This window comes from Candidatus Stygibacter australis, assembly GCA_030765845.1.
GTDB classification, from domain to species: domain Bacteria; phylum Cloacimonadota; class Cloacimonadia; order Cloacimonadales; family TCS61; genus Stygibacter; species Stygibacter australis.
In genome coordinates this window covers 21,935-43,868 of record JAVCDJ010000042.1, presented here as the reverse complement: position 1 = coordinate 43,868, position 21,934 = coordinate 21,935, and the positions used below count along the sequence as shown (strand labels likewise).

Genomic DNA, 21,934 nt, shown 5'->3' with positions numbered 1-21,934 from the left:
GGCAGATACAATTTTAGATTATTGACTTATTTGGTTATTTATGAAAATTAGACCTTAATAGAAAAAGATGAGGTGTTTATGAAATTTGGGCGGATAGATGAGTATAAGATCCATTCTTATGATTGTGATCTGAAGGGCAAACTAAGTCTTCCAGTATTAACCAGATTTTTGCAGGAGACAGCCTGGCTGAATTCTGAGGATATGGAACTGGGCTATGAGAAAATGAAAGAGAATAATCTGACCTGGGTATTATATAAGCAATATATAGAAATGGACAAATGGGCATCCTGGGGAGATACTATATCGATCAAAACGTGGCCCTCACAAGCGGATAAGCTATTTTGTTATCGGGAATTTGAGATATACATAGGAGAGGAAATACTGGGAAAGGTATCCACCTCCTGGCTGGTGATAGATCTATTAACAAGACGACCGGTGCGGACATCAAAATATTATCAAAACAATTATAATATTGATATGCCGATACTTTTTCCTGAGAAGATAAAAGAAAAGATGAAAGCTGCCTGCGAAGCAGATTCAATAGCAGAAACACGGGTAAACCTGACTGATATTGATGTAAATTACCACGTAAATAATTCCTGCTATCCGCAGTGGTGCCTGAATAGCTATTCTCTGGAATTTTATAATGATCACCGGCTTCACAGGATTGAGCAGCAATTTGCCTTGGAAGCAAATTTTGGAGATGATCTGACTATAGTTACATATCAAAAGGAAAACCTGATCTTTGAGCATAATGTAAAAAGAGATGATAAGGAACTTTTTCTTTTGAGACTGGAATGGAAACAGGATAAAAACTGATGAGTTGAGAATGTTTTATATCAATCTCAACTTAATATTATTAATAGTTTTAAGCATGCAATTTAGTTGACTGGTTAGATATGATTATTATATAGTTTGAAAAAATATATAAATACAAATAAATATAAATTTTCAGTAAATAAGTGATAAAGTATTAGATCATTGAAGAGAGGAAAAATTGAGGAATTTAAAAAAAAAATTAACCTTTCCTTAACAATCAGAAATATGATGATTGTACATAGGTTAATCGTGTAAAAATATTAAATTTAAGCAGAGCATTATAAAACTTAAAATATTGCTAAGTGAAAGAAGATGAATTTCACAGAAAAATAAGTTATAAAGTAATATACAAGAATAGTTAAAGCATTTATCAAGGGTGGCAGTCAACGGTGATCAAGAGTTATAACTCATTATATTAATGATAATTGCTAACCTTGTTATGGATGAAACTATTCAAAAGTAATAAATTTTTCTTCACTTGACACGAAAAAAAAAATACTCAAATTGACGTTTGAGTAGGGAGAATGGAAAAGTTATCCACACAAAATCAGGAAGAGGGTGGATAAGTATCTATAATAATATATCTGCTTGGAATATATGCGGTTATGAATATATTTATATAAAATTATATGTGGATAAATAAGAGGACGAAGTCAAAAATGCAAAGAAGAGAAAATGTTTGGAGTCAAGTTTTAGGGGTATTACAGGAACATGTAAATGAGCAAACTTACCGGACGTGGTTTCAAGAAACAAAATTATTAAATTTTGATGACAGTAAAATCACTGTGCATGTTCCGACGCAATTTATAGCACAATATTTGAATAAGAATTATAGTACAATAATAACGGAGATCTGCAATACATTATTTGATCAGAAATATGGAGTGAAATTCATCAATAATGCCAGTTATGCGGAGATGGAAAATCCAGAGCTTGTGCAGGTGGTGTCAAAACAGACGTCTAATGATGATAATTATCCTCAATTAAATAAAAATTATAAATTCAAGGATTTTGTGATAGGAGCGAATAATCGATTTGCCTGTTCAGCAGCAGAGGCTGTAGCAGAATCTCCGGGAACTACATATAATCCATTATTTATCTATGGTAATTCCGGGATGGGGAAAACACATTTAATGCAGGCAATCGGACACATGGTGATGGATCTTCATGAGGATAAGAAGGTTTTTTATATCACAACAGAGCAATTTACAAATAATATGATAGAGGGTATCAGAAGCAATAAAATGGATAAGTTCCGCAACAAGTATCGCTATTTTGATGTACTTCTGATCGATGACATCCAGTTTTTGTCCAAGCGGGAAGGAACTCAGGAAGAATTTTTTCATACTTTTAATGCTTTATATGAGAATGGCAAGCAGATAATTTTAACCAGTGATCGCTTACCACGAGATATACCTGAATTAGAGCAACGACTTATTTCCCGATTTGAATGGGGTTTACTCACGGATCTTAAGCAACCAGATTTTGAGACTCGAGTAGCAATCTTAAAGAAGAAAGCAGAGCGTGATAATATCAACCTAAATGAAAGTGTATTACAATATATAGCTGAGAATATATCTTCCAATGTACGGGCACTGGAAGGATCACTGGTGAAAATACAAGCCTGGATAGGGTATAAGGGGATCAAGACTGAAGAGATCAGCATTGATCTGATCAAAAACATATTAGGAGATATGTTTACAAATGGCAGCTCACGGGTAACATTAGACCTGGTGCGAAAGCGTGTATGCAATATTTACAATCTCAGGAATGATGTATTATTCATGAAAACCCGCAAGCGTGAAGTGGCTTTTCCGCGTCAGATAGCGATGTATTTATCAAATCTGTTTATTCCATCATTATCATTGAAAGAAATAGCAAATTATTATCGCTTAAAAGACCATACTACTGTGATCCATGCCATCAAGTCAATTAAGACGCAAATGACTGATAATGTGGAAGTTAAACAGCAGGTAGAGCAATTGATGGACGAGATGAGAAATTAGTTTTTTAAAGTTATTCACATATCCACAATAATATATGTTGATAAATGTTGATAAGTCTAAAAAATGGTATTCAGATAAAAAAATGTGGATAACGGTGGATAAAATGATAGAGATAACCACTTAATATCCACAAATAAATAATGTGGTGAAATAGTGGATATGAAGCGGATTAGCCGGATCAAAAAGGTATTTTTCCACTAATCCACAATATCTACTACTACTACTGTAGATATTATAATATATTAATAGGAGTAAATATGAAGAGAATCTGGGGAATCATGATAATTATGACAGCAGTATTACTTACAGGGTGTACAGTCAAAAAAGATAATCCAGTAGGATATAATCCAGTGGGAGAACCACAGTACATCGAAATCGGCACAGAAAATATCAGTAATGTTTACAGTTTTGAAGACAGTGTAAATAATTATGTTAATTCTTCAGTATTGACTATTGGAAATAGAGAACAATACGATACAATGCTTTTATTGCATGTGGGCGATTTACCAGATACACTGGCAGAAATAACTGATAACGAGATAAAATTAAGCCTGGTTATCAGCAAACAGACTAATAGTGAAACTAATACTTATGAATATGGCAGGATCAATCAGCTTTGGGATGAAGATGAAATAACATATAAAACCTGCACAGACACTTCTGACTGGGTAGATCCCTTTACAGAGGAATATGGTGTATATGAATTTTCTGGAGAATATAGTGCTTATGACACTCTGGATATTTTATTACCGATGGAGCTTTTTTATACTTTGAATGAAGACGTATATGAAGTAGATAGTTTAGCTTCTAATTACGGGTTATATTTTAAGCGTCAAAATCCAGATACAGAAAGAAGAGATTTTATTGAATATTTTTCTAAAACCAGTGACAGTAATATACAGCCTCGTTTGAGATTCAGTTATAAGCTTGCTATTGAGGATTCAGAATATGTAGATTGGGAAAGCATCACAATCAATGATGCAACGCTTTACAGCCAACTTGATGATAATACAGCTCTGGAATATTATGAAGTTAATGAGGACGAATTAATGCTGCGTAATATCAGTCCCGTGAAAATGTATATGGAGATATCACTGGATAGTTCAGATTTTGCTGATACGCTAAGTAATACTATTATAGATAGTTATCAATACAACAATATGACGATAAACAAAGCATATCTTGTGCTTCATGCCAAAGAAGATTATTTCGGAAGCAACAGCTATATCTATACTCAACCTGCATTATTAATCTCTGAAGTACCAGCGGTTGATAATGAAATTCCGATGTATAAAGATGATTATAATCTGATATCAGGAGTAGTAACCACACAGGATAGTCTGGATACTATTGGAGAAGACAAGATATTTAAGATTGATGTAACATCAGAAATTCAGGCAATAACTACAGATCATGATGATAATGAAGGTATTGGATTAGTGATTAGATCATTGCGTGAGAATCGAGATTTTTCTTACGTGAAATTTTATAGTTCAGCAGAGGATGTGAGCAAAGGACCTTATCTGGAGATATATTTCAGTTTACCATTGGAGCCATAAATGAAAATACTGGTATTATTAGCCGTGGTATTGCTTTTGATGGGATGTACCAGGGAAGCGAAAGAAGAAGAAGAATACCTGGCAAAAGTAAATAATGAAACATTAAGTTATGAGGATTTTAGAGCTTCTTTTGATGATGCAACCTGGGAAAATATGAACTGGGATGCTAAAGAGGAACATATCCAAAAATGGGTTAATTTGACCGCATTAGCACAAAAATGTGATAATGAAAAATTATCAGAGCAACTGGTTATCAGAGGTAGGATAGAAAGTGCGGTAAAAAAGATCAAGGCAAATACGGTGATAGCCAGTCAAATGAATGCGATCAAGATAACAGAGGAAGAATTATTTAGTTATTATCAGCTTCATAAGCGAGAATATCTTAAAAAAGTAAAAGAATATAAATATCAGCGGATAGTGATATCATCAGATTCAATATTTCAATCCGCTGTGGCAGAATTAAAAGAAGGAAAGAAGTTCAAAGACGTAGCTGAGAAGTATTCAGAAACCAGAGAAGGCACTGGTGGTGGATATATGGGATTTACTTCCAAAGGAGACGTAAATGAGATTATCTGGAATACATTGGATGATTTGGAGCAATACCGGTGGAAATCAGTGAATATAGAGAATAAATTCTATTTACTGAGGTGGTATGAGAAGCAGGAGGCAACGATTGAAAAGAACTATGCAGAGCTTCAGGATAGTTTACGTGAGCGACTATTGCAAGAGAAAAAAGACAAAAAATATGAGGAGCTAATGAAAGAGATCAGGATGAATTTTGATATAGAAATTAACTATTTAGGTAATGGAGACAGCGAATTATGAGAAAGATCAGCATATTTTTATTGATATTATTATCACTATGTTTTATGATCCAGGGAGAGACAGTAGAAAGAATAGTGGCAAAAGTAGGCAGAGAAGTGATCCTGCAATCAGAACTGGATAAGAGATATCAGCAGATGATAGCTTCGGGGATGTCGGAAGAGAATTTTACTCTTGAATCAATTTTGGATGAGATGATAGAATCTGAATTAATATTGATAAAAGCCAAAGAAAGTGATATAGAAATCGATGAATATACAATTAAAAAAATGGCAGAGCAGGAATTGGAGTCATTGAAGTTACAGTTTGAAAATGAGCTGGAATTTCGACAACAGTTAAAAGCGGAGACAGGATTAACAATTACGGAACTAAAAGATTATTATGAGGATCTGATCAGAGAGCAGAAATTAAGGGAAAATGTGATATCAAAGGAAATTACGAGCCAAATACATGTAACTGATGCCGAGATAGAAGAATTTTATCAAGAGAATCTGGCAGATATTCCCATCAGGAAAGAAACTGATAGATTAGGAATGATATTACTAAAAATGGAGCCAAGTAAAGAAACTAAAGAGGAATTAAAGCGTGAAATATATGATATCAAGAATAAATTGAATAAGGGAGCGGATTTTGCAGAACTCGCCAAGGAATATAGTGATTGTTCCAGCGCACCCAGTGGAGGAGATTTAGGTTGGATAGAACGTGGCTTGATGGTGAAACCATTTGAAGATGCTGCCTTTAAACTTGAGGTAGGTGAAATCAGTGATCTGGTAGAAACCCAGTTTGGTTATCATTTGATCCTGATGCAGGAAAAGAAGGATGATCAAATAAAGATAAGTCATATCCTGAAGACTCTGGAGGCTTCACCAGAAGATAAGACAAGGATACGAACACTAGCAGATGATATTCATGAGAGGATAATAAATGGAGAGGATTTCACTACATTAGCACGAGAGTATTCCCAGGACGATTCTTCAGCAGCTAATGGAGGAATTATTGGAGAATATCCTCCAGAAAATTATCCTGAATTATTCAGTTCATATTTACAGAGCCTTGATTATGGAGAAATCACAGATGTGATAGAGGAAGGAGATAATCTATATATCTTTGGAAAACTGGCAAAAGTGGAAGCCAGACCATATACTTATGAAGAACTCTATGATCAATTAAAAGACCAGGTTTTTGGGAAAAAACAATTGGAACTGTATAATAAGATGATAGAGAATTTGAAGAAGACTATTTATATAGAGATCTATTTGTAATGAAGATAAAGTTTTCTGTAGCATATTCCACTTGTCTGGGTTGCGGTTATTTTCCCAAAATGCCTGGAACAATGGGAACTTTACTTGCATTTATCGTATATCTGTTTTTACCGGATAGTATTTTTAAAGGTACTGAATCTAATTTTATTTTTCTGGGAGTATTATTATTAATATCCATAATATCAGTGCCAATTATCACAAGGGCAGAGCGATATCTGGGACATGACAATGGAAAAATAGTAATGGATGAATTCCTGGGTTATATGCTGGGAGTGGCGTTTTTGCCAAAAGGCATTATAACAGGATTAATAATATTTGTTTTATTCAGGATATTTGATATATTTAAGATTGAACCTGTAAATATGCTTCAGAAGCTGCCAGGGGGTGCTGGAGTGATGGCTGATGATCTAATGGCAGGTGTTTATTCAAATTTAATAGCAAGACTAATAATAATATTTATATTATAAAAAAGGAGAAAAAATGATTTTAAATTTACTGATGGCAACTTCAGCAGCAACATCCGGAACAGGAGAAGCTGCTCAGGGGAACCCGTTTATGCAGTTCATACCCTTTATTTTCATGTTTGTGATCTTATGGTTTTTAATAATCAGACCACAAAGAAAACGTCAAAAAGAGACGGAGCATATGCTAAATGAGCTGAAGATCCAGGATAAAGTGATCACAACAGGTGGTATATATGGCAAAGTAGTTAATATCAAAAAAGAGAAAAATATTGTAGTTCTCAAAATTGATGATGCTACCAATACAAAAATTGAAATACAAAAAAGTGCCATTGCCGGTGTGATAGCAGGTGATAAGGAAAAAAATGCAGTTAGTTGATTCTGAAGTATTACCAATCAGGATAATTGGTGATAAGGTATTGCGTCGGAAGGCAGATGAAGTAGCAGAATTAACAGATGAAATCAGGAAGTTCATCAAAGATCTGACGCTGACGATGTATGAAGATGATGGAGTGGGTCTTGCAGCACCTCAAGTGGGAAGATCACTGCGTATATTTGTAGTAGATCCTTACTGGTATCGAGAAGGTCATCAAAAAAATCCTCTGGTTCTAATCAATCCACATTTCGTGGAGTTCAGTGGTGAAGAAGAAGAAGAAGAGGGATGCTTGAGTCTGCCGGAGATATGGGGTAAGGTAACCAGAGCTGAGAGAGTAGTGATAGAAGGATTGAATGAGAATTTTGAACCAGTACGATATGAAGCAGAAGGTTTTTTTGCTCGCAGCCTGCAGCATGAAAATGATCATCTGGATGGAATTCTTTTTATTGATAAGATACCTCCCCTGCAGCGAGTAAGATTTGCCAGGAAAATCAAAGAATTAAAAAGCACAACTAATGAAGAGGGAGTAAATATAAAACAAAAACAGCATGAAGATCAATAAGATAATTTTCATGGGCACCCCTCAGTTTGCTGTTCCTGCATTACAGCAATTAACAGAGAAAGGTTATAAACCATTATTATGCGTTACTCAGCCAGACAAACCACAGGGAAGAAAAAGAAGGTTAACAGCTCCAGTGATCAAACAGAGAGCATTGGAACTGAGTATCCCGGTGATTCAGCCAGAGAATATCAATGATCAGGAAACATTGGAATTTATCAAAGAATTGAATCCTGATCTGATAATTACTGCTGCTTATGGTGGATATATTGGCAGAACTCTTAGAAAACTCCCAAAACTGGGAGCAATTAATATTCATCCATCATTATTACCACTCTGGCGGGGAGCAAGTCCAGTAAATGCCAGTTTATGGACTGGTGATCAGGAAACCGGAGTGACAATATTTAGGCTTGTGGCAAAAATGGATGCTGGTCCTATGTTATATCAGTCCATATATACTATCAAGGAAGAGGATAATTACACAAAATTGCTTGAAAAGTTAGCAATTGCAGGTGCTGAAGACCTGATAAAACTAATTCACCAGTTTGAAAATGGAGAAGTGAAAAAGAGGATTCAGGATGAGAGTAAAGCAACTATTTGCTGGAAACTGAATAAGGAAGATTTTCACATAAACTGGGCTGAAAAGGCAAGATATATCTATAATCAGGTTAGAGCTTTAGCAGAGAAACCAGGGGCATCAACAGAATTCAGAAATAAACAGTTAAAAATAATTTCTACCAGACTAACTGGTAAGAAAAGTAATATTACTCCCGGAACAATAATTGAAGTGATAAAAAGCAGTGGAATATTAGTGGCAACTGGAGATGAGGATTTATTAATTAAATATCTACAGCCGGCCGGAAAAAAAATAATGTACGCTTATGATTTCAATTTGGGTGCCAGAATAGAGAATGGGGAAAGATTTGGAGAAACTAATGGAAGTGAATAGTAGAAAGAAATATCTATTTTTGATATTATCTCTAAGTTCACTTTTTCTATTAATGGGACTCACAACTATGCTCTGGTGGTTCATTGCTCCACGTCTGGAAGATATTTATGAGATACTAAGACCAATATCTCTGACCTTATTGAGACTATTTTTTATAGTTCTGATGATAGGAACAGGCAGCGTGATGCTCACAAGTATTTTTGAGAAGAATTTTTTGATAGCAAAATTTGCTGTAAATCTTTATAACATAATAATGTATCCAATCACGCTATTTTTAGGGAGTTTGACTGGATTCAGCCGTGAGAAAATAAGAGAATCTTATATTCATGTTAATAATAGTTTCATAAAAGCGATCAAGCAGCGATTTCGTCCTAATGAAATACTGATCCTGCTACCTCATTGTCTGCAGAATAATGAATGCAAAATCCGTTTAAGCAATGATATATTTAATTGCAGAAGATGCGGGAAATGTGATATTGGGGATTTGATCTATATTGCTGAAAAATATAAAGTTTCTATTGCAATAGCAAATGGAGGAACTTTAGCCAGGAGAATAGTTCTCAAATTCAAGCCGAAATTTATCGTAGCTGTGGCTTGTGATCGTGACCTTGTAAGCGGTATTCAGGATGTATTTCCTTTGCCGGTTTATGGAATTCTCAATATTCGTCCAGAGGGACCCTGCTTCAATACCAGAGTCGATCTGGAAAAGCTTTCTGATACTCTTGAGAAAAGTATATATGAAGAAAAGAGATAGAAAGAAATTCAAAAGACAGGATATCAGCATCACTAATACAGAAATATCTGATTTGGATGATTTTATTGATGAAGAAGTGATCCATGAGAGGAAAGCAGAAAAGAAGCTTTTTAAGAAGGGAATTAAAAGCCAGAAATCTGATCTTAACCTGGAAACTGGAAGAGTTATTGAAATATTTTCAAATTATAAATGTTTGGTGGAATGGAAAAATAACCGACTTATCTGTCCAATCAGCGGGAGACTGAAACATTTGAGACTAAATTCAAGGAATATTGTTGCAGTAGGGGACTGGGTGAAGGTTGATATTTCCGGAGAAAACAGGATAGAAGAAATTTGTGAACGCAAAAATACTCTGATAAGGTATACAGAAGATAATTTCCAGAAAGAGATCTTAATAGCTGCTAATATTGATAATGTGATCATCATGACCTCATGTCATAATCCTGAGTTAAATTTTGGGATTGTTGACAGGTTGATATGTGCTGCGCGCCTGGAATCAATCACACCAGTAATATGTATAAATAAGATTGATCTGGCAGAGGATCTGGCAGAAATCAAAGCGGAGGCAGAATTTTACCTGAAACAGGGGATTGAACTGATATTTTGCTCAGCCCTGGAAGGTGTTGGGAAGGAAGAATTGAGATCAGTCTTGAAAGATAAAGACAGTGTGTTCGTGGGGCATTCAGGAGTGGGAAAATCTTCATTGATCAATATTTTGCAGCCAGGATTAAATCTGAAAGTATCTACCACCAGCGAAATAACAGGCAAAGGCACTCACACCACTACCCGCAGCAAGATATTCAAATGGAAATTTGGAGGGAATCTGATTGACACACCTGGCATTAAAACATTAACTTTGCATGAGGAATCCAAAGATGAGATAAAATACGTCTTTCCAGGGATGGCAGAGATCGGAGAGAAATGTAAATTTCAGAATTGTACGCATACCCATGAAATTGATTGTGCAGTAAAAAATGCTGTCGAAGAGGGCGAATATGATCAGGAGAGGTATAATTCTTATTTGAGAATAATGGATTCATTTACCGGAGTTAATTATGAATAATTTTCTGCTCTATTTTAATTTGTATGATGATAAATTTGATAATACCTGCCAGAAGCTTCAGGAAATCAAAGAGAATAATACCCTTAATTTTTATATTCTGGAAGAGCAAAAGGAATATGAGAAGTATTTTCCATTGCTTGCTCAAAAAAATGAAATCGATTGCATTCTGGTGTTTGGTGGAGATGGAACCATATTAAGAGCTGTGAAATATGCTTTATTATATCGGGTTCCAATTATGGGGATCAATCTTGGTCATCTGGGATTTCTATCTGAAATTTCTATAGAGGAGCTGGAAAAATCTATTAAAGAGCTCAAAAAAGGAAAATATAAAATTCTCTCCAGAATGATGCTGAAAATTACGATCAAAGGCAAAGATAAAAAGATAATCAATGATCTGGCGCTTAATGATGCTGTGATTTCCAAAGGAGACAAGCCAAAGCTAATTAATCTCAAAGTTTATGATGACAGACGATATGTGTTTTCCACCCGATGTGACGGGATAATTGCAGCTTCTCCTACTGGTTCCACAGCATATTCCCTTTCTGCTGGAGGTCCTATAATATCTCCGGTTATGAATGCAATTGTGGTGGTTCCTATTACTCCTCATGTACTTACTGTGCGACCGATAGTATTTCCCGCCAGCAGCAATATTTCATTTGTGATTAATGAAGAGTCTGAAACGAGCTTGCTGCAGCTGGATGGTCAAAATCGAGCTCAGTTATATGCTGGAGACAGGATAACAATTACCTCAGCTCAGCAGAAAGTCGATTTTATCAAGTTCTCCAATCGGACATTTTTCAAGACACTAAGAACAAAAATGCATATGGGAAAAAGATAATGCTGAAATCAATCAGAATATCCAATTATATTCTTGTGAAAGAGCTTGAAATTGAGTTAACATCAGGATTGAATATATTTTCTGGAGAGACGGGAGCAGGAAAATCTGTAATAGTAGAAGCAATTAACACAGTTTTAGGTGGAAATCTCAGAGCAGGGATGGTGTTTCAGGAAGATAGACCTGCAGAAATTGTGATTTGCTTAACTGTTAAAAAAAATAATCATTTATTAATGAGTCTTATCAATGAATATGAACTGGATTGTGAAGAAGGAGAAATATTTTTCACTAAAATTATCAGTCCCGCTTTAAAAGCAAAAACATATTTAAATGGGATAAGATCAACCAATGCAGTAGTTAGAAAATTCAAAGATGCTCTGATTGATTTTCACAGCCAGCGAGATCAACAGAAGTTATTCAATAATGATTATCAATTGGAAATATTAGACGCTTTCGGCAGGCATGAAAATGAAATATCTGACTTTCAGAACAAATTCCAGATACATGCATCTAACCTGAAACAATATCAAAAACTGATCAATCAGGAAAAAGAAAACAGAGATAAATTTGATCTTTATTCATATCAACAGGAAGAGATAGAAAATGCAGATATCCTGGCAGACGAGGATGTAAAGTTAGGGGAAGAATTAAATCTGCTGGTTCATTCAGAGGAATTACTGGAATTGCAGGAAAGCTATACCCAGGATTGTTTTGAAGATGAAAAATCACTGTTTGACAAGATAAATTATTTCCTCTCCAGATTAATTTCTTATGAAAAAGATAGTGTGAATATCAAGAATTCCAGCTCAATTCTACGTGACTGTCTGGCAAATCTGGAAGCAGTAAATGACGAGCTTCTGGAATTGAAAAGCAGTATTGACCTTGAACCTCAAAGATTGGAAGATGTTACCCAGAGACTTGATTTTTTAAATTCACTTAAAATGAAATATAATCGTTCTCTGGAAGATATATTAGGTTACAGAAATGAGATCAAAGAATTCATCGAGAACTATAGCTCGGACCAGGATAAGATCAGCAATCTTAAGAAGGAACTGTCTATCAGCCTGGAATCATTAAAGAAAAGTGCTGAAAAATTATCAGAGAAACGGAAAAAGACAGCAAGGCAATTTGCCAGACTTCTGCAGGAAAATATCGCTCTTCTGGCAATTCCAGATGGTAAAGTTGAATTGAGATTTAAAGATTTGACTAAGGAAAAGGAAGATTATTTTCATAGTCTGAATTCAACAGGCAAGGATCTGGTGGAGATATATTTTACAGCAAACCTGGGAATTGACCTGCAACCACTGAAAATAGCTGCCTCTGGCGGTGAGTTATCAAGATTTCTATTAGCAGTAAAAAAGCTGCTTGCTGAGTATTTATTCTCCAAATCAATTATTTTTGATGAAATAGATACAGGGATTGGTGGTAAAACAGCAGAATATACCGGTGAATATATAAATACAATTGCCCATCATCATCAGGTTATCTGTATTACACATCTGGCACAGATAGCGGCATTTTCTGACGCGCATTTCCTGATTGAAAAGCAGTCTGAGCAGAATATTTCCCATATTACAGTGAAAAAACTGGACAATAAAAATAAAGTGCCAGAGATAGCACGGATGCTTTCCGGTTCAGATTCAAATCTTGCTTTGGATCATGCCGGTGAATTGCTAAAAAAGGCGGGAAAATAATAATGTTCAGACTAAGAAAGAGCTCTAAATATATAGTAGTTATTGTTATAATAGCAGTTACGGTATATTTTGCAGCCAAATTATCTGGTATTCAAAATATCTTCGAGACCAGGATTTCTATTAGTAAAATTGATGATGAAAGGGCTGAAAAAGCTTTCAAAAATGCTGGGAATGATACAAAAATCCAGTTAAACTATACCACATCGAATCTAAAAAATTTTAATAACTCTCTCCAGAAGATATATGCAGATTATGATATAAACCCTTTATATGCCAATGATACAAGAAACTACTATGTGTCAGTATTTGATTTTCCGGATTCTCTTTCTGATCAGGTGATGACAAAATTGCGGGGTTTGGAGAAGCTTAATCAAGAATTTCTGGAAACTGCTGACCCGGAGAAATTTAAAATCAATATTGAAGATCACATAGAGAACAAGGAAAGAGTTAAACGCACCCTGGAAAACAAGATAGATAATGCAGTGCTGCTTACAGAAGACAGGATCAGTAAATACAATGAAAATCTCACAAATATTCAGTTAGAGATAGATAGCTTAAGAAACCAGCAGAAAATCTTCAAGAATCTGGTTAACAATAAACTTGTTTATGTTGCTACAATTTATCAGGATGCATCGCAGCAGGTTACTCTCAGAAGTAGAAGAATGAATATGGTAAAGAATTTCCTTATTTATTTTTTAATATTTTTGATTATCTCAATATTACTTTTGATAATAGGGAATTATTTTTTCCTGATGATATTTAAACTGATGCGGATGCTGGGAATAAAAACATCCCGTTCGTCATCAGGTGGCTACAGTTATGGTGGAAATTCTTATAAAAGCAAGTATTACTATCGGAGACCTAAGAAGGTGAAAAAGATCTACAAAGACGAGAATGGTAATATTATTAAACAGAAAGTGACCAAAGAATAGTATATTTATTATTTTAAGGAGGAATTATGAATTTTACAGACCCTTGGATGATCTGGATAGCCATTGGAGTGATATGCATGATCATAGAAATATTCACTCCCGGGTTCTTATTCCTGAGTTTTGGACTGGGAGCAATAATCACAGGATTAATCACTCTCACGCATATTCCCTTGTGGGCGCAGCTGGTTGTTTTTATTGTGATCTCAATTATTCTATTTCTAAATCTCAGAAAGCTAAGTGTGAAGCTGACAAAAGAAACAATTCCTACAAATGTAGATGCTCTGATGGGAAAGAAAGGATTTGTGACTGAACAGATACCAGAAGCAGGAAAAGGGTATGTGAAAATCGGTGGCGAAACATGGTCGGCAATCAGCCAGGATGAAACAATGATCGAAGTTAACCAAAAAATAGTGGTTAAAAATATTGATGGTAATAAACTAATAGTTAAAATTTTTGAGGAGGAAGCATGACAGTTTTACTAATAATTATTGCTGTATTCGTAATTTTCTTTCTTGCAAAGGGAATAGTAGTTGTGAAGCAGGCTGAAGTGATGGTTCTGGAAAGATTAGGTAAATACAGCCGCTCTTTAGGCCCTGGATTGCATATTATCTGGCCCATTATCGATAAATCAAGAAACATTAACTGGCGCTATGTGCGCACTGACCTTAAAGGCAGAAATTTTGTGGTAACAAAATATGAAAGCAGAATTGATCTGCGCGAAACTGTCTATGATTTCCCACGTCAAAATGTGATCACTGCTGATAATGTGACTATAGAAATTAATGCCGTTCTCTATTTCCAGATCACTGATCCATACAAAGCATTATACGAAGTGCACAACCTGCCAGATGCTATCGAAAAACTCACTCAAACTACTTTACGTAACGTGATTGGTGAACTGGAACTGGATAAAACACTCACCTCTCGTGATACTATTAATACCAAACTTCGCATTATCTTAGATGAAGCAACTGATAAATGGGGTGTAAAGGTTAATCGCGTGGAATTGCAGGATATTAATCCGCCCGATGACATTCGGAATGCCATGGAAAAACAGATGCGGGCAGAAAGAAATAGAAGAGCACGTATTCTGGAAGCCGAAGGTGAAAAAAGATCACAGGTTCTGATAGCTGAAGGTGATAAAGAAGCCAAAATCGCCCGCGCTCAAGGTGAAGCACAATCAAAAATTTTGGTTGCCCAGGCAGAAGCCGAAGCTATCCAAAAGATCATGAACATTGTCCAAACCACAAAGACAGACCCGGCTCAGTATATGTTGGCTATGAAGTATATTAGTGCTTTTAATAACATAGTCCAGAAGAACGATAAGACGGTTGTGGTTCCTTATGAATCATCAGCTATTCTAGGTTCACTGGAAACTATAAAACAACTTTTCAATAAAACAGTAACATAAACTATCAGGGGAAAAAATCCCCAAATTATTTTAAGGAGAAATTGATGTCAGAAATTATTGGCGTATTTGGAAGAGAAATTCTCGATTCCAGAGGCAAACCAACTATCGAAGTAGAGGTATTTCTTGATACGGGTATCGTTGGCAGAGCAGCAGTACCCAGTGGAGCTTCCAAGGGTATTTATGAAGCTCTCGAATTAAGAGATGATGATATGAAAAGATACAACGGATTTGGTGTATTAAAAGCGGTAGATAATGTGAATAATAAGATAGCTCCAGAATTGATTGGTTTTGATGTAACAGAACAGGCTTTGATAGATCATATGATGATCGAGCTTGATGGTACACCAAACAAAAGCAATCTGGGAGCTAATGCTATTTTAGGCGCGTCACTGGCATGTGCACGTGCTGCAGCAGAAGAACTTGAAATACCACTTTATCAGTATATTGGCGGCACAAATGCCAAAATGCTGCCTTGTCCCATGTCAAATGTGATCAATGGTGGATCTCATGCAGATAACAATGTGGATATGCAGGAATATATGATAGCACCCTATGGAGCAAAGAGTTTTGCTGAGGCTATCCAAATGAATTCTGAGATATTCGTGGCTTTAAAAGAAATTCTTAGATCAAAAAAACCACCTCTTTCCACTGGTGTAGGTGATGAAGGCGGGTTTGCTCCTAATTTGAAATCTAATAGAGAACCACTGTTGCTTATGAGAGAAGCTGTAGAAAAAGCTGGTTACAAACCAGGAAAAGATGTATTTTTCACAATGGATCCTGCTGCATCTGAATTTTATGATGATAAAACTGGGCTTTATGAGTTATCTGGAGAAAGAGGAAAGCCAAAGAAAACATCAAAGCAAATGGTCAATTACTATGTGAAGCTTGTGAAAGAATTCCCAGAGATCATTTCTATAGAGGATGGCTTAGCTCAGGACGACTGGGAAGGCTGGAAAGAATTGAATAAAAGGCTTGGTGACAAAATCCAGATAGTGGGTGATGATCTGTTTGTAACTAATACCGAAAGACTTAGTAAAGGTATTCATGCTGAGGCAGCAAATGCAATCCTGATCAAGCTTAATCAGATTGGTACTTTAACGGAAACTCTTGATGCTATTGAACTTGCCCGTGAGAATAAGTATAATGTGGTAATTTCACACAGAAGCGGTGAAACCAGTGATGATTTCATTGCTGACCTGGCTGTTGCCGTTAATGCCGGACAGATAAAAACTGGTTCGCTTTGCCGTTCAGAAAGAATTGCCAAGTATAATAGATTACTGCGCATCGAAGATGAACTGCAGGGTGTAGCTAAATTTGGAAATAAAACATATCTGGGATACTAAGCTATCTCAGGTTGATATTATATCCCTGTCTTTGGACAGGGATATTTTTTCTGGAGGTTATTATGTATAAATTAATAGTGTTGCTGGCTGTTTCGAGTCTGCTGTTTGCCTGTTCCAGTGATGGAAAATTAAAGGTGATTAACCGCACCGGTCATGAGATATATTTTAATGTCAAAGGTAATGATTACACTATTGAAGGCAGCTCAGATGTCACTCAACCAAATTCTAAATCAGTTTCTCTTGATGCCGGTTCTGATTTTATAAACACTCCCTCAAAAACCTATCTTCTGGAAATCGATGGTGAAACTTTTGCTATTTATAATGAAGAACAGCAAACAACTGTCCCGAGCACAGAGGTCACGATCAATGGTGGTGAAACTACCAATGTATATTGTGATCCCAATTATGCCTGCTTAAGGATTTATAATAACAATGAACAGGACGTTATAGCTGCATATTACACAAAAAGTTATCAGGGTATTCAAATTCCGATTTCTGAAGCTGAAAATATTAGTCCAGGTGATTCAATATATAAGCGTCTGCAATATTCTCTGGAAATAGCTGAAGAGCCTGAGGACATATTTTATTATACTTTCCGGGTAGTTATGCAGGACAGTACAAATTATTATTATGGAAACTCAAATACTATCCTATATCTTGATGATCTATATGAGATAAATATTGAATAGGGAATACGTCAGAGTTTAAGATTCTTCATGGTGCGTTCATTTTCACGTTTAATGGTCTTTTCCTGCATCACTTCACGCTTATCGTAGAGTCTTTTTCCTTTCGCCAGACACAAGGTGAGTTTTACTTTTCCCATGCCGTTTATATACAGGTTCTTAGGTATCAAGGTCATCCCCAGTTCATCTATTTTTGTTCGCAGTTTATTTATCTCTCTACGGTTAAGCAGCAGCTTACGTTTGCGTTCCGGGTCATGATTAGCGTATCCTCCATGTGAATAGGGACTGATGTGCAGATTATACAGCCACACCTCTCCATCATCAATTGCAGCATAGCAATCCTTAAAACTTAGTTTGCCTTCCCGCAAAGACTTGATCTCTGTTCCCATTAGTACTATTCCAGCTTCGATTTCCTGCACAAAGTAATAATTATGTGCTGCCTTGCGATTCTTAAATTCCTTTATTCTGATATCCTGTTTTTCTGCCACGCTAATTTCCTCTACAATATATTCTCAACCACTAAGAACTCAAATATAGTTAAAAATGTAAAGGAAACAATTTTCTGTCACCCACCAAAAATGCAACATTCTCTCTAAATCATTGTGATATATAACTTTCACATATATCCTGGTCAGTAGCCAGAACAACAAAGCACGTACTCACATTTTAATGTCACTACGTGCTTTGTTGTTTTTCCTTAATACCAGATCAATGCAAGGGGTAAAAGGTAGAAACTTGGAATTTAGTGAGTAAGGTTGACACAAATGACTAGGGAAGAAGTTTTTGTAACAGGTTACCGGTGAGTCCCTGTCAGGGAGATTTACCGGCTATTGGTGCTTAGTTAAAAATCAGGAGAAGTTAATGCAATATTATGATCTGATCAAGCATGATCTGGATAAATCAGCCTTTTTTAGGAATTTTGGGAGTATCCTGCAGGAAGATGTGCGAGGCAATCTGTTTCATCATTTGAACCGGACAGTGAAAGCACTGCTACTTAGCAGAGCGTATTTTGAGACAGGCAAAAATATCATATTAGTGTGCGCAGATGACAAACTTGCAGAAGATTTTATGGATGATCTGCAACTATTAGCAGGAAAAGAAAATGTGTATATGCTGCCTGATTACGAAACGCTTGCTTACGAGCAACGCTCTCCGCATTATACAATCCGGGCTGAGCGTATTCGCACCTTAAGCAGAGCATTTACTGCTGCTCCGGCAATTTATACGGTATCAATCCGGTCATTATTGCGTAAGATCGTGCCGGCAGAAGTATTTTCTCGTTATGTGATAAAGTTGAAGATATTGGAGACCAAAAATCCTGATCATTTAATATCCGAGCTGGTGGGAATGGGATATAAAAATGAATTTCAGGTGACCAAAGTGGGGCAATTAGCACGCCGGGGAGGTATCATTGATATATTCAGTCCTAATTTACCCAATCCGGTCAGGATAGAATATTTTGGTAATGAGATAGAATCCATGCGATATTTCAGTATTAGCAGCCAGCGCTCAATTGGTAAGGAGATAGAAGAAATAACTCTGATCCCTTCACGGGAATTTTCACTTCATGATATCAGTGCCAGTGACAGGCTTTGGGAACGGATCCACGAGCAAGGGTTTTATGAGGGGATTGAGCAGGACATAAGTCTTTTACTAAAGAAAACGAGTGGATTTGCTGATTATTTTTCTGAGGAATCAACCATATTTTTCTGGGACGAATATCAGTTTTTCAGTGCAACATATCGTGAGATCCAGGATGAAACTCAGCAGTTATATTTGAAGGCCAGGGAAAAAAAACATCAGGATGAATTGCCTGAGCCTGAGGATCTGTTTTACAGCAGAAGCTATATTCAGCGATTATTCCAAAGGTTTTCACACTATTTTTTAAGTAACAGTTATCAGGAATTCAAGCGGATAAATATCCAGGTGGAAGTGCCTGTATCCAGCCAAATAAGTCAGCAGGGAAATCTGGAAAGTCTGGAGCAGGAATTAATTGAGAAACTTGATGAAGGTTACCGGATAATAATTCAAAGTGATAATAAAAGCCAGAGCAAGCGGATGAGTGATCTTCTTGATAATCTGGAAGGCAAGCTTCATTTTCAGATAGGGGTATTTCAGAAGGGATTTATCCTGCCTGATGCCAGGCTGGCGATATATACCGATCATGAGATATTTGCGCGTTACCGACAGCGCACCAGAAGTGCAAGATTCAATCGAGAGCAGGCTCTGGTGGATTATGAAGCCTTAAAGCCAGGGGATTATATAGTTCATATTGATTATGGGGTAGGGATATATAAAGGATTACGCAAGATGCCCTCTGGGGGATCGACCATTGATTGCCTGACGATCGGCTATGCTGAAAATGATGTTGTATATGTGCCTACATTTCAATTGAACCGGGTATCCAAGTTCGTAGGAGAAGAAGGCTCCACACCCACTATCCATAAACTGGGTGGCAAGATGTGGGAGCTGGCAAAGAAACGGGCAAAGAAGCATATTGAGCTACTGGCAGAAGATCTTATCCAGCTTTATGCAGAAAGGCAGGTCAGAAAGGGCATCAGTTTTGATAAAGACAGCGTCTGGCAGCAGGAAATGGAGGATTCATTTATCTATGAGATCACGCCGGATCAATTGCAGTCCACGAATGAGATCAAGCGAGATATGGAAAAAGATAAACCTATGGAGCGTCTTCTGTGTGGAGATGTGGGATACGGTAAGACGGAAGTGGCAATACGTGCTTCATTTAAAGCAGTGATGAGCGGATATCAGGTGGCAATTCTGGCACCTACAACCCTGCTGGTGGAACAGCATTATAATACTTTCAAGGAAAGACTGGCACAGTATCCCATGCGAATAACCATGTTAAGCAGATTTCGCAGTAAAGCTATGATAGGCAAGGATCTGGTTGATATTTATGAGGGTAAAATAGATATCGTGATCGGGACGCACAGGTTACTTTCGAAGGATATCAGATTCAAAAAACTGGGTCTTTTGATAATCGATGAAGAGCACAGATTTGGAGTACGGCATAAGGAAAAGCTGCGTCAATTAAAATCAGATGTGGATACGCTTTATATGAGTGCCACACCAATCCCGCGAACTTTGAGCATGTCACTCAGTAAGCTGAAAGAGATGTCATTAATTCGCACATCTCCCAAAGCACGGCTTCCCATTAGGACAGTGGTGGTTCCCTTTGATGAGGAAGTTATCAAAGATGCCTTAAACCGTGAGATAGATCGTGGTGGTCAGATATTTTTTGTCCATAATCGAGTGCAGACAATTGACAGCATGGCAGAGAAACTGCGAAATCTTTTGCCTCATGTAAGTTTTGGGATAGGCCATGGGCAGATGCCGGAAAAGCAGCTAGAAGCTATAATGCTTGATTTTTCGGAGCATAAATTTGATGTTCTATTGGCATCGACGATCATTGAATCAGGGCTTGATATTCCCAACGTAAATACCATAATCGTGAATCGGGCGGATACTTTCGGACTGGCACAGCTTTATCAGATACGTGGTAGAGTGGGCAGGAGCAATCGCCGGGCTTATGCCTATTTGATCATTCCCAGCAGGATGACAGATATTGCGCGGAAAAGACTGGAAACCCTTACAGAATATGAATCTCTGGGTAGTGGTTATCAGATAGCAATGAAGGATCTGGAGATCAGAGGTGCAGGGGCAATGCTGGGTACTAAGCAAAGCGGAGCGATCAATTCTATAGGCTTTAATTATTATAATCGATTACTGGAAAACGCGGTTGAGAGTATTTCACAGGGAAAAGGGAAGATCGAATGGGAAGAAGAAGAATTAGAGGAAAAGCAAGATATTTCTGTTACAGAAGATTTTTATCTGCCCAAGGAATATATCGAAGATGAGCAGGTGCGTCTGGATATTTACCGGAGAATAAATGCTTTCAACTCCAAAGAAGAATTTGAAGAATTACCAGGTGAATTGAGGGACAGGTTTGGTGAGGTACCCGAGGTAGTGCAAAGAGCATTGGATTTTTATCTGCTTCGCTGGAAGGTTTCGCAAACCCGCTTAAAGAAATGCAAGATAAAAAGCAATATGATTGAGCTGGAATTTCCGGCAAATAATCTGCCCGGAAGAGAGTTGCTTACCAGGTTGATAAGCAAGGTGAACTATCCAGTCAAGTTTGAGACGATACATGATCTTAAGATAACTTTTGATTTGAGTAAAAGTAACAAAAACGTGCTGGATGTTGCTTCAGAAATAGTTAGTTTCTTTAGCTGAGTTTTCGGAAGTCAAATAGTCTGATAATCTGTTAAGATGATATTCTGTAAAAGATTAGTTTTAAAGTGTTTGACAAGATATGGGGTTAATAGTTTCTATCCCTGTAATTTTGACATCAGATCGATGTTAAACAGAATGTTAAAAAAAGATATTAA

20 protein-coding genes are annotated in these 21,934 nt (G+C 36.6%); 19 read left to right on the top strand and 1 reads right to left on the bottom strand.

Features of this window, described 5'->3' with window-relative positions:
• Positions 1 to 78 precede the first annotated feature (78 nt).
• The 18 genes from RAO94_02850 to RAO94_02765 all read left to right on the top strand — a co-directional run bounded on the left by RAO94_02850 (position 79) and on the right by RAO94_02765 (position 17,534).
• Positions 79 to 819 carry a thioesterase gene (locus RAO94_02850; protein MDP8321272.1) on the top strand — a complete coding sequence of 247 codons (741 nt, stop codon included), beginning with the start codon at positions 79 to 81 and terminating at the stop codon, positions 817 to 819.
• Between the two features lie 659 nt (positions 820 to 1,478).
• A complete protein-coding gene (dnaA, locus tag RAO94_02845) occupies positions 1,479 to 2,825 on the top strand; it encodes a chromosomal replication initiator protein DnaA (protein MDP8321271.1) in 1,347 nt (448 codons plus the stop codon).
• 257 nt (positions 2,826 to 3,082) lie between these two features.
• Complete coding sequence (locus tag RAO94_02840; GenBank protein ID MDP8321270.1) at positions 3,083 to 4,384, top strand: hypothetical protein; 1,302 nt, start codon at positions 3,083 to 3,085, stop codon at positions 4,382 to 4,384.
• The gene (locus tag RAO94_02835) at positions 4,385 to 5,209 is read left to right on the top strand and encodes a peptidylprolyl isomerase (GenBank protein MDP8321269.1); all 825 of its coding nucleotides are present in this window, start codon (positions 4,385 to 4,387) and stop codon (positions 5,207 to 5,209) included.
• The gene (locus RAO94_02830) at positions 5,206 to 6,468 is read left to right on the top strand and encodes a peptidylprolyl isomerase (GenBank protein ID MDP8321268.1); all 1,263 of its coding nucleotides are present in this window, start codon (positions 5,206 to 5,208) and stop codon (positions 6,466 to 6,468) included. The genes RAO94_02835 and RAO94_02830 overlap by 4 nt, the downstream gene beginning before the upstream one ends.
• Positions 6,468 to 6,935 (top strand): phosphatidylglycerophosphatase A, encoded by a 468-nt coding sequence (locus tag RAO94_02825; protein MDP8321267.1) that lies wholly within the window; start codon positions 6,468 to 6,470, stop codon positions 6,933 to 6,935. Before RAO94_02830 ends, RAO94_02825 begins: the two co-directional genes overlap by 1 nt.
• 13 nt (positions 6,936 to 6,948) lie before the next feature.
• Complete coding sequence (gene yajC / locus RAO94_02820) at positions 6,949 to 7,308, top strand: preprotein translocase subunit YajC (protein ID MDP8321266.1); 360 nt, start codon at positions 6,949 to 6,951, stop codon at positions 7,306 to 7,308.
• Positions 7,295 to 7,867, top strand: coding sequence for a peptide deformylase (gene def, locus RAO94_02815; protein ID MDP8321265.1), 573 nt, complete (start codon positions 7,295 to 7,297; stop codon positions 7,865 to 7,867). Before yajC ends, def begins: the two co-directional genes overlap by 14 nt.
• Positions 7,854 to 8,813, top strand: coding sequence for a methionyl-tRNA formyltransferase (gene fmt, locus RAO94_02810; protein ID MDP8321264.1), 960 nt, complete (start codon positions 7,854 to 7,856; stop codon positions 8,811 to 8,813). Before def ends, fmt begins: the two co-directional genes overlap by 14 nt.
• Entirely contained in the window at positions 8,800 to 9,567 is a 768-nt protein-coding gene (locus RAO94_02805; GenBank protein ID MDP8321263.1) for a DUF116 domain-containing protein, read from the top strand. Before fmt ends, RAO94_02805 begins: the two co-directional genes overlap by 14 nt.
• Positions 9,551 to 10,630, top strand: coding sequence for a ribosome small subunit-dependent GTPase A (gene rsgA / locus RAO94_02800; GenBank protein ID MDP8321262.1), 1,080 nt, complete (start codon positions 9,551 to 9,553; stop codon positions 10,628 to 10,630). The genes RAO94_02805 and rsgA overlap by 17 nt, the downstream gene beginning before the upstream one ends.
• Positions 10,623 to 11,468 (top strand): NAD(+)/NADH kinase, encoded by an 846-nt coding sequence (locus tag RAO94_02795; GenBank protein ID MDP8321261.1) that lies wholly within the window; start codon positions 10,623 to 10,625, stop codon positions 11,466 to 11,468. Before rsgA ends, RAO94_02795 begins: the two co-directional genes overlap by 8 nt.
• A complete protein-coding gene (gene recN / locus RAO94_02790) occupies positions 11,468 to 13,159 on the top strand; it encodes a DNA repair protein RecN (protein MDP8321260.1) in 1,692 nt (563 codons plus the stop codon). The genes RAO94_02795 and recN overlap by 1 nt, the downstream gene beginning before the upstream one ends.
• 2 nt (positions 13,160 to 13,161) lie before the next feature.
• On the top strand, positions 13,162 to 14,091 hold the full coding sequence (locus tag RAO94_02785) for a hypothetical protein (GenBank protein ID MDP8321259.1): 930 nt from the start codon (positions 13,162 to 13,164) through the stop codon (positions 14,089 to 14,091).
• A 26-nt stretch (positions 14,092 to 14,117) separates the two neighbouring features.
• Complete coding sequence (locus RAO94_02780) at positions 14,118 to 14,561, top strand: NfeD family protein (protein MDP8321258.1); 444 nt, start codon at positions 14,118 to 14,120, stop codon at positions 14,559 to 14,561.
• Entirely contained in the window at positions 14,558 to 15,502 is a 945-nt protein-coding gene (locus RAO94_02775) for an SPFH domain-containing protein (protein MDP8321257.1), read from the top strand. Before RAO94_02780 ends, RAO94_02775 begins: the two co-directional genes overlap by 4 nt.
• A gap of 44 nt (positions 15,503 to 15,546) precedes the next feature.
• Complete coding sequence (gene eno / locus RAO94_02770; GenBank protein MDP8321256.1) at positions 15,547 to 16,845, top strand: phosphopyruvate hydratase; 1,299 nt, start codon at positions 15,547 to 15,549, stop codon at positions 16,843 to 16,845.
• Positions 16,846 to 16,907: 62 nt separating this feature from the next.
• The gene (locus RAO94_02765; GenBank protein ID MDP8321255.1) at positions 16,908 to 17,534 is read left to right on the top strand and encodes a hypothetical protein; all 627 of its coding nucleotides are present in this window, start codon (positions 16,908 to 16,910) and stop codon (positions 17,532 to 17,534) included.
• A gap of 8 nt (positions 17,535 to 17,542) precedes the next feature.
• Here RAO94_02765 and smpB read toward each other — a convergent pair whose 3' ends face one another.
• A complete protein-coding gene (gene smpB, locus RAO94_02760) occupies positions 17,543 to 18,016 on the bottom strand; it encodes an SsrA-binding protein SmpB (GenBank protein ID MDP8321254.1) in 474 nt (157 codons plus the stop codon).
• Between the two features lie 373 nt (positions 18,017 to 18,389).
• Here smpB and mfd point away from each other — a divergent pair, with 373 nt between their 5' ends.
• Positions 18,390 to 21,779 (top strand): transcription-repair coupling factor, encoded by a 3,390-nt coding sequence (gene mfd, locus RAO94_02755; GenBank protein MDP8321253.1) that lies wholly within the window; start codon positions 18,390 to 18,392, stop codon positions 21,777 to 21,779.
• Positions 21,780 to 21,934: the final 155 nt, after the last annotated feature.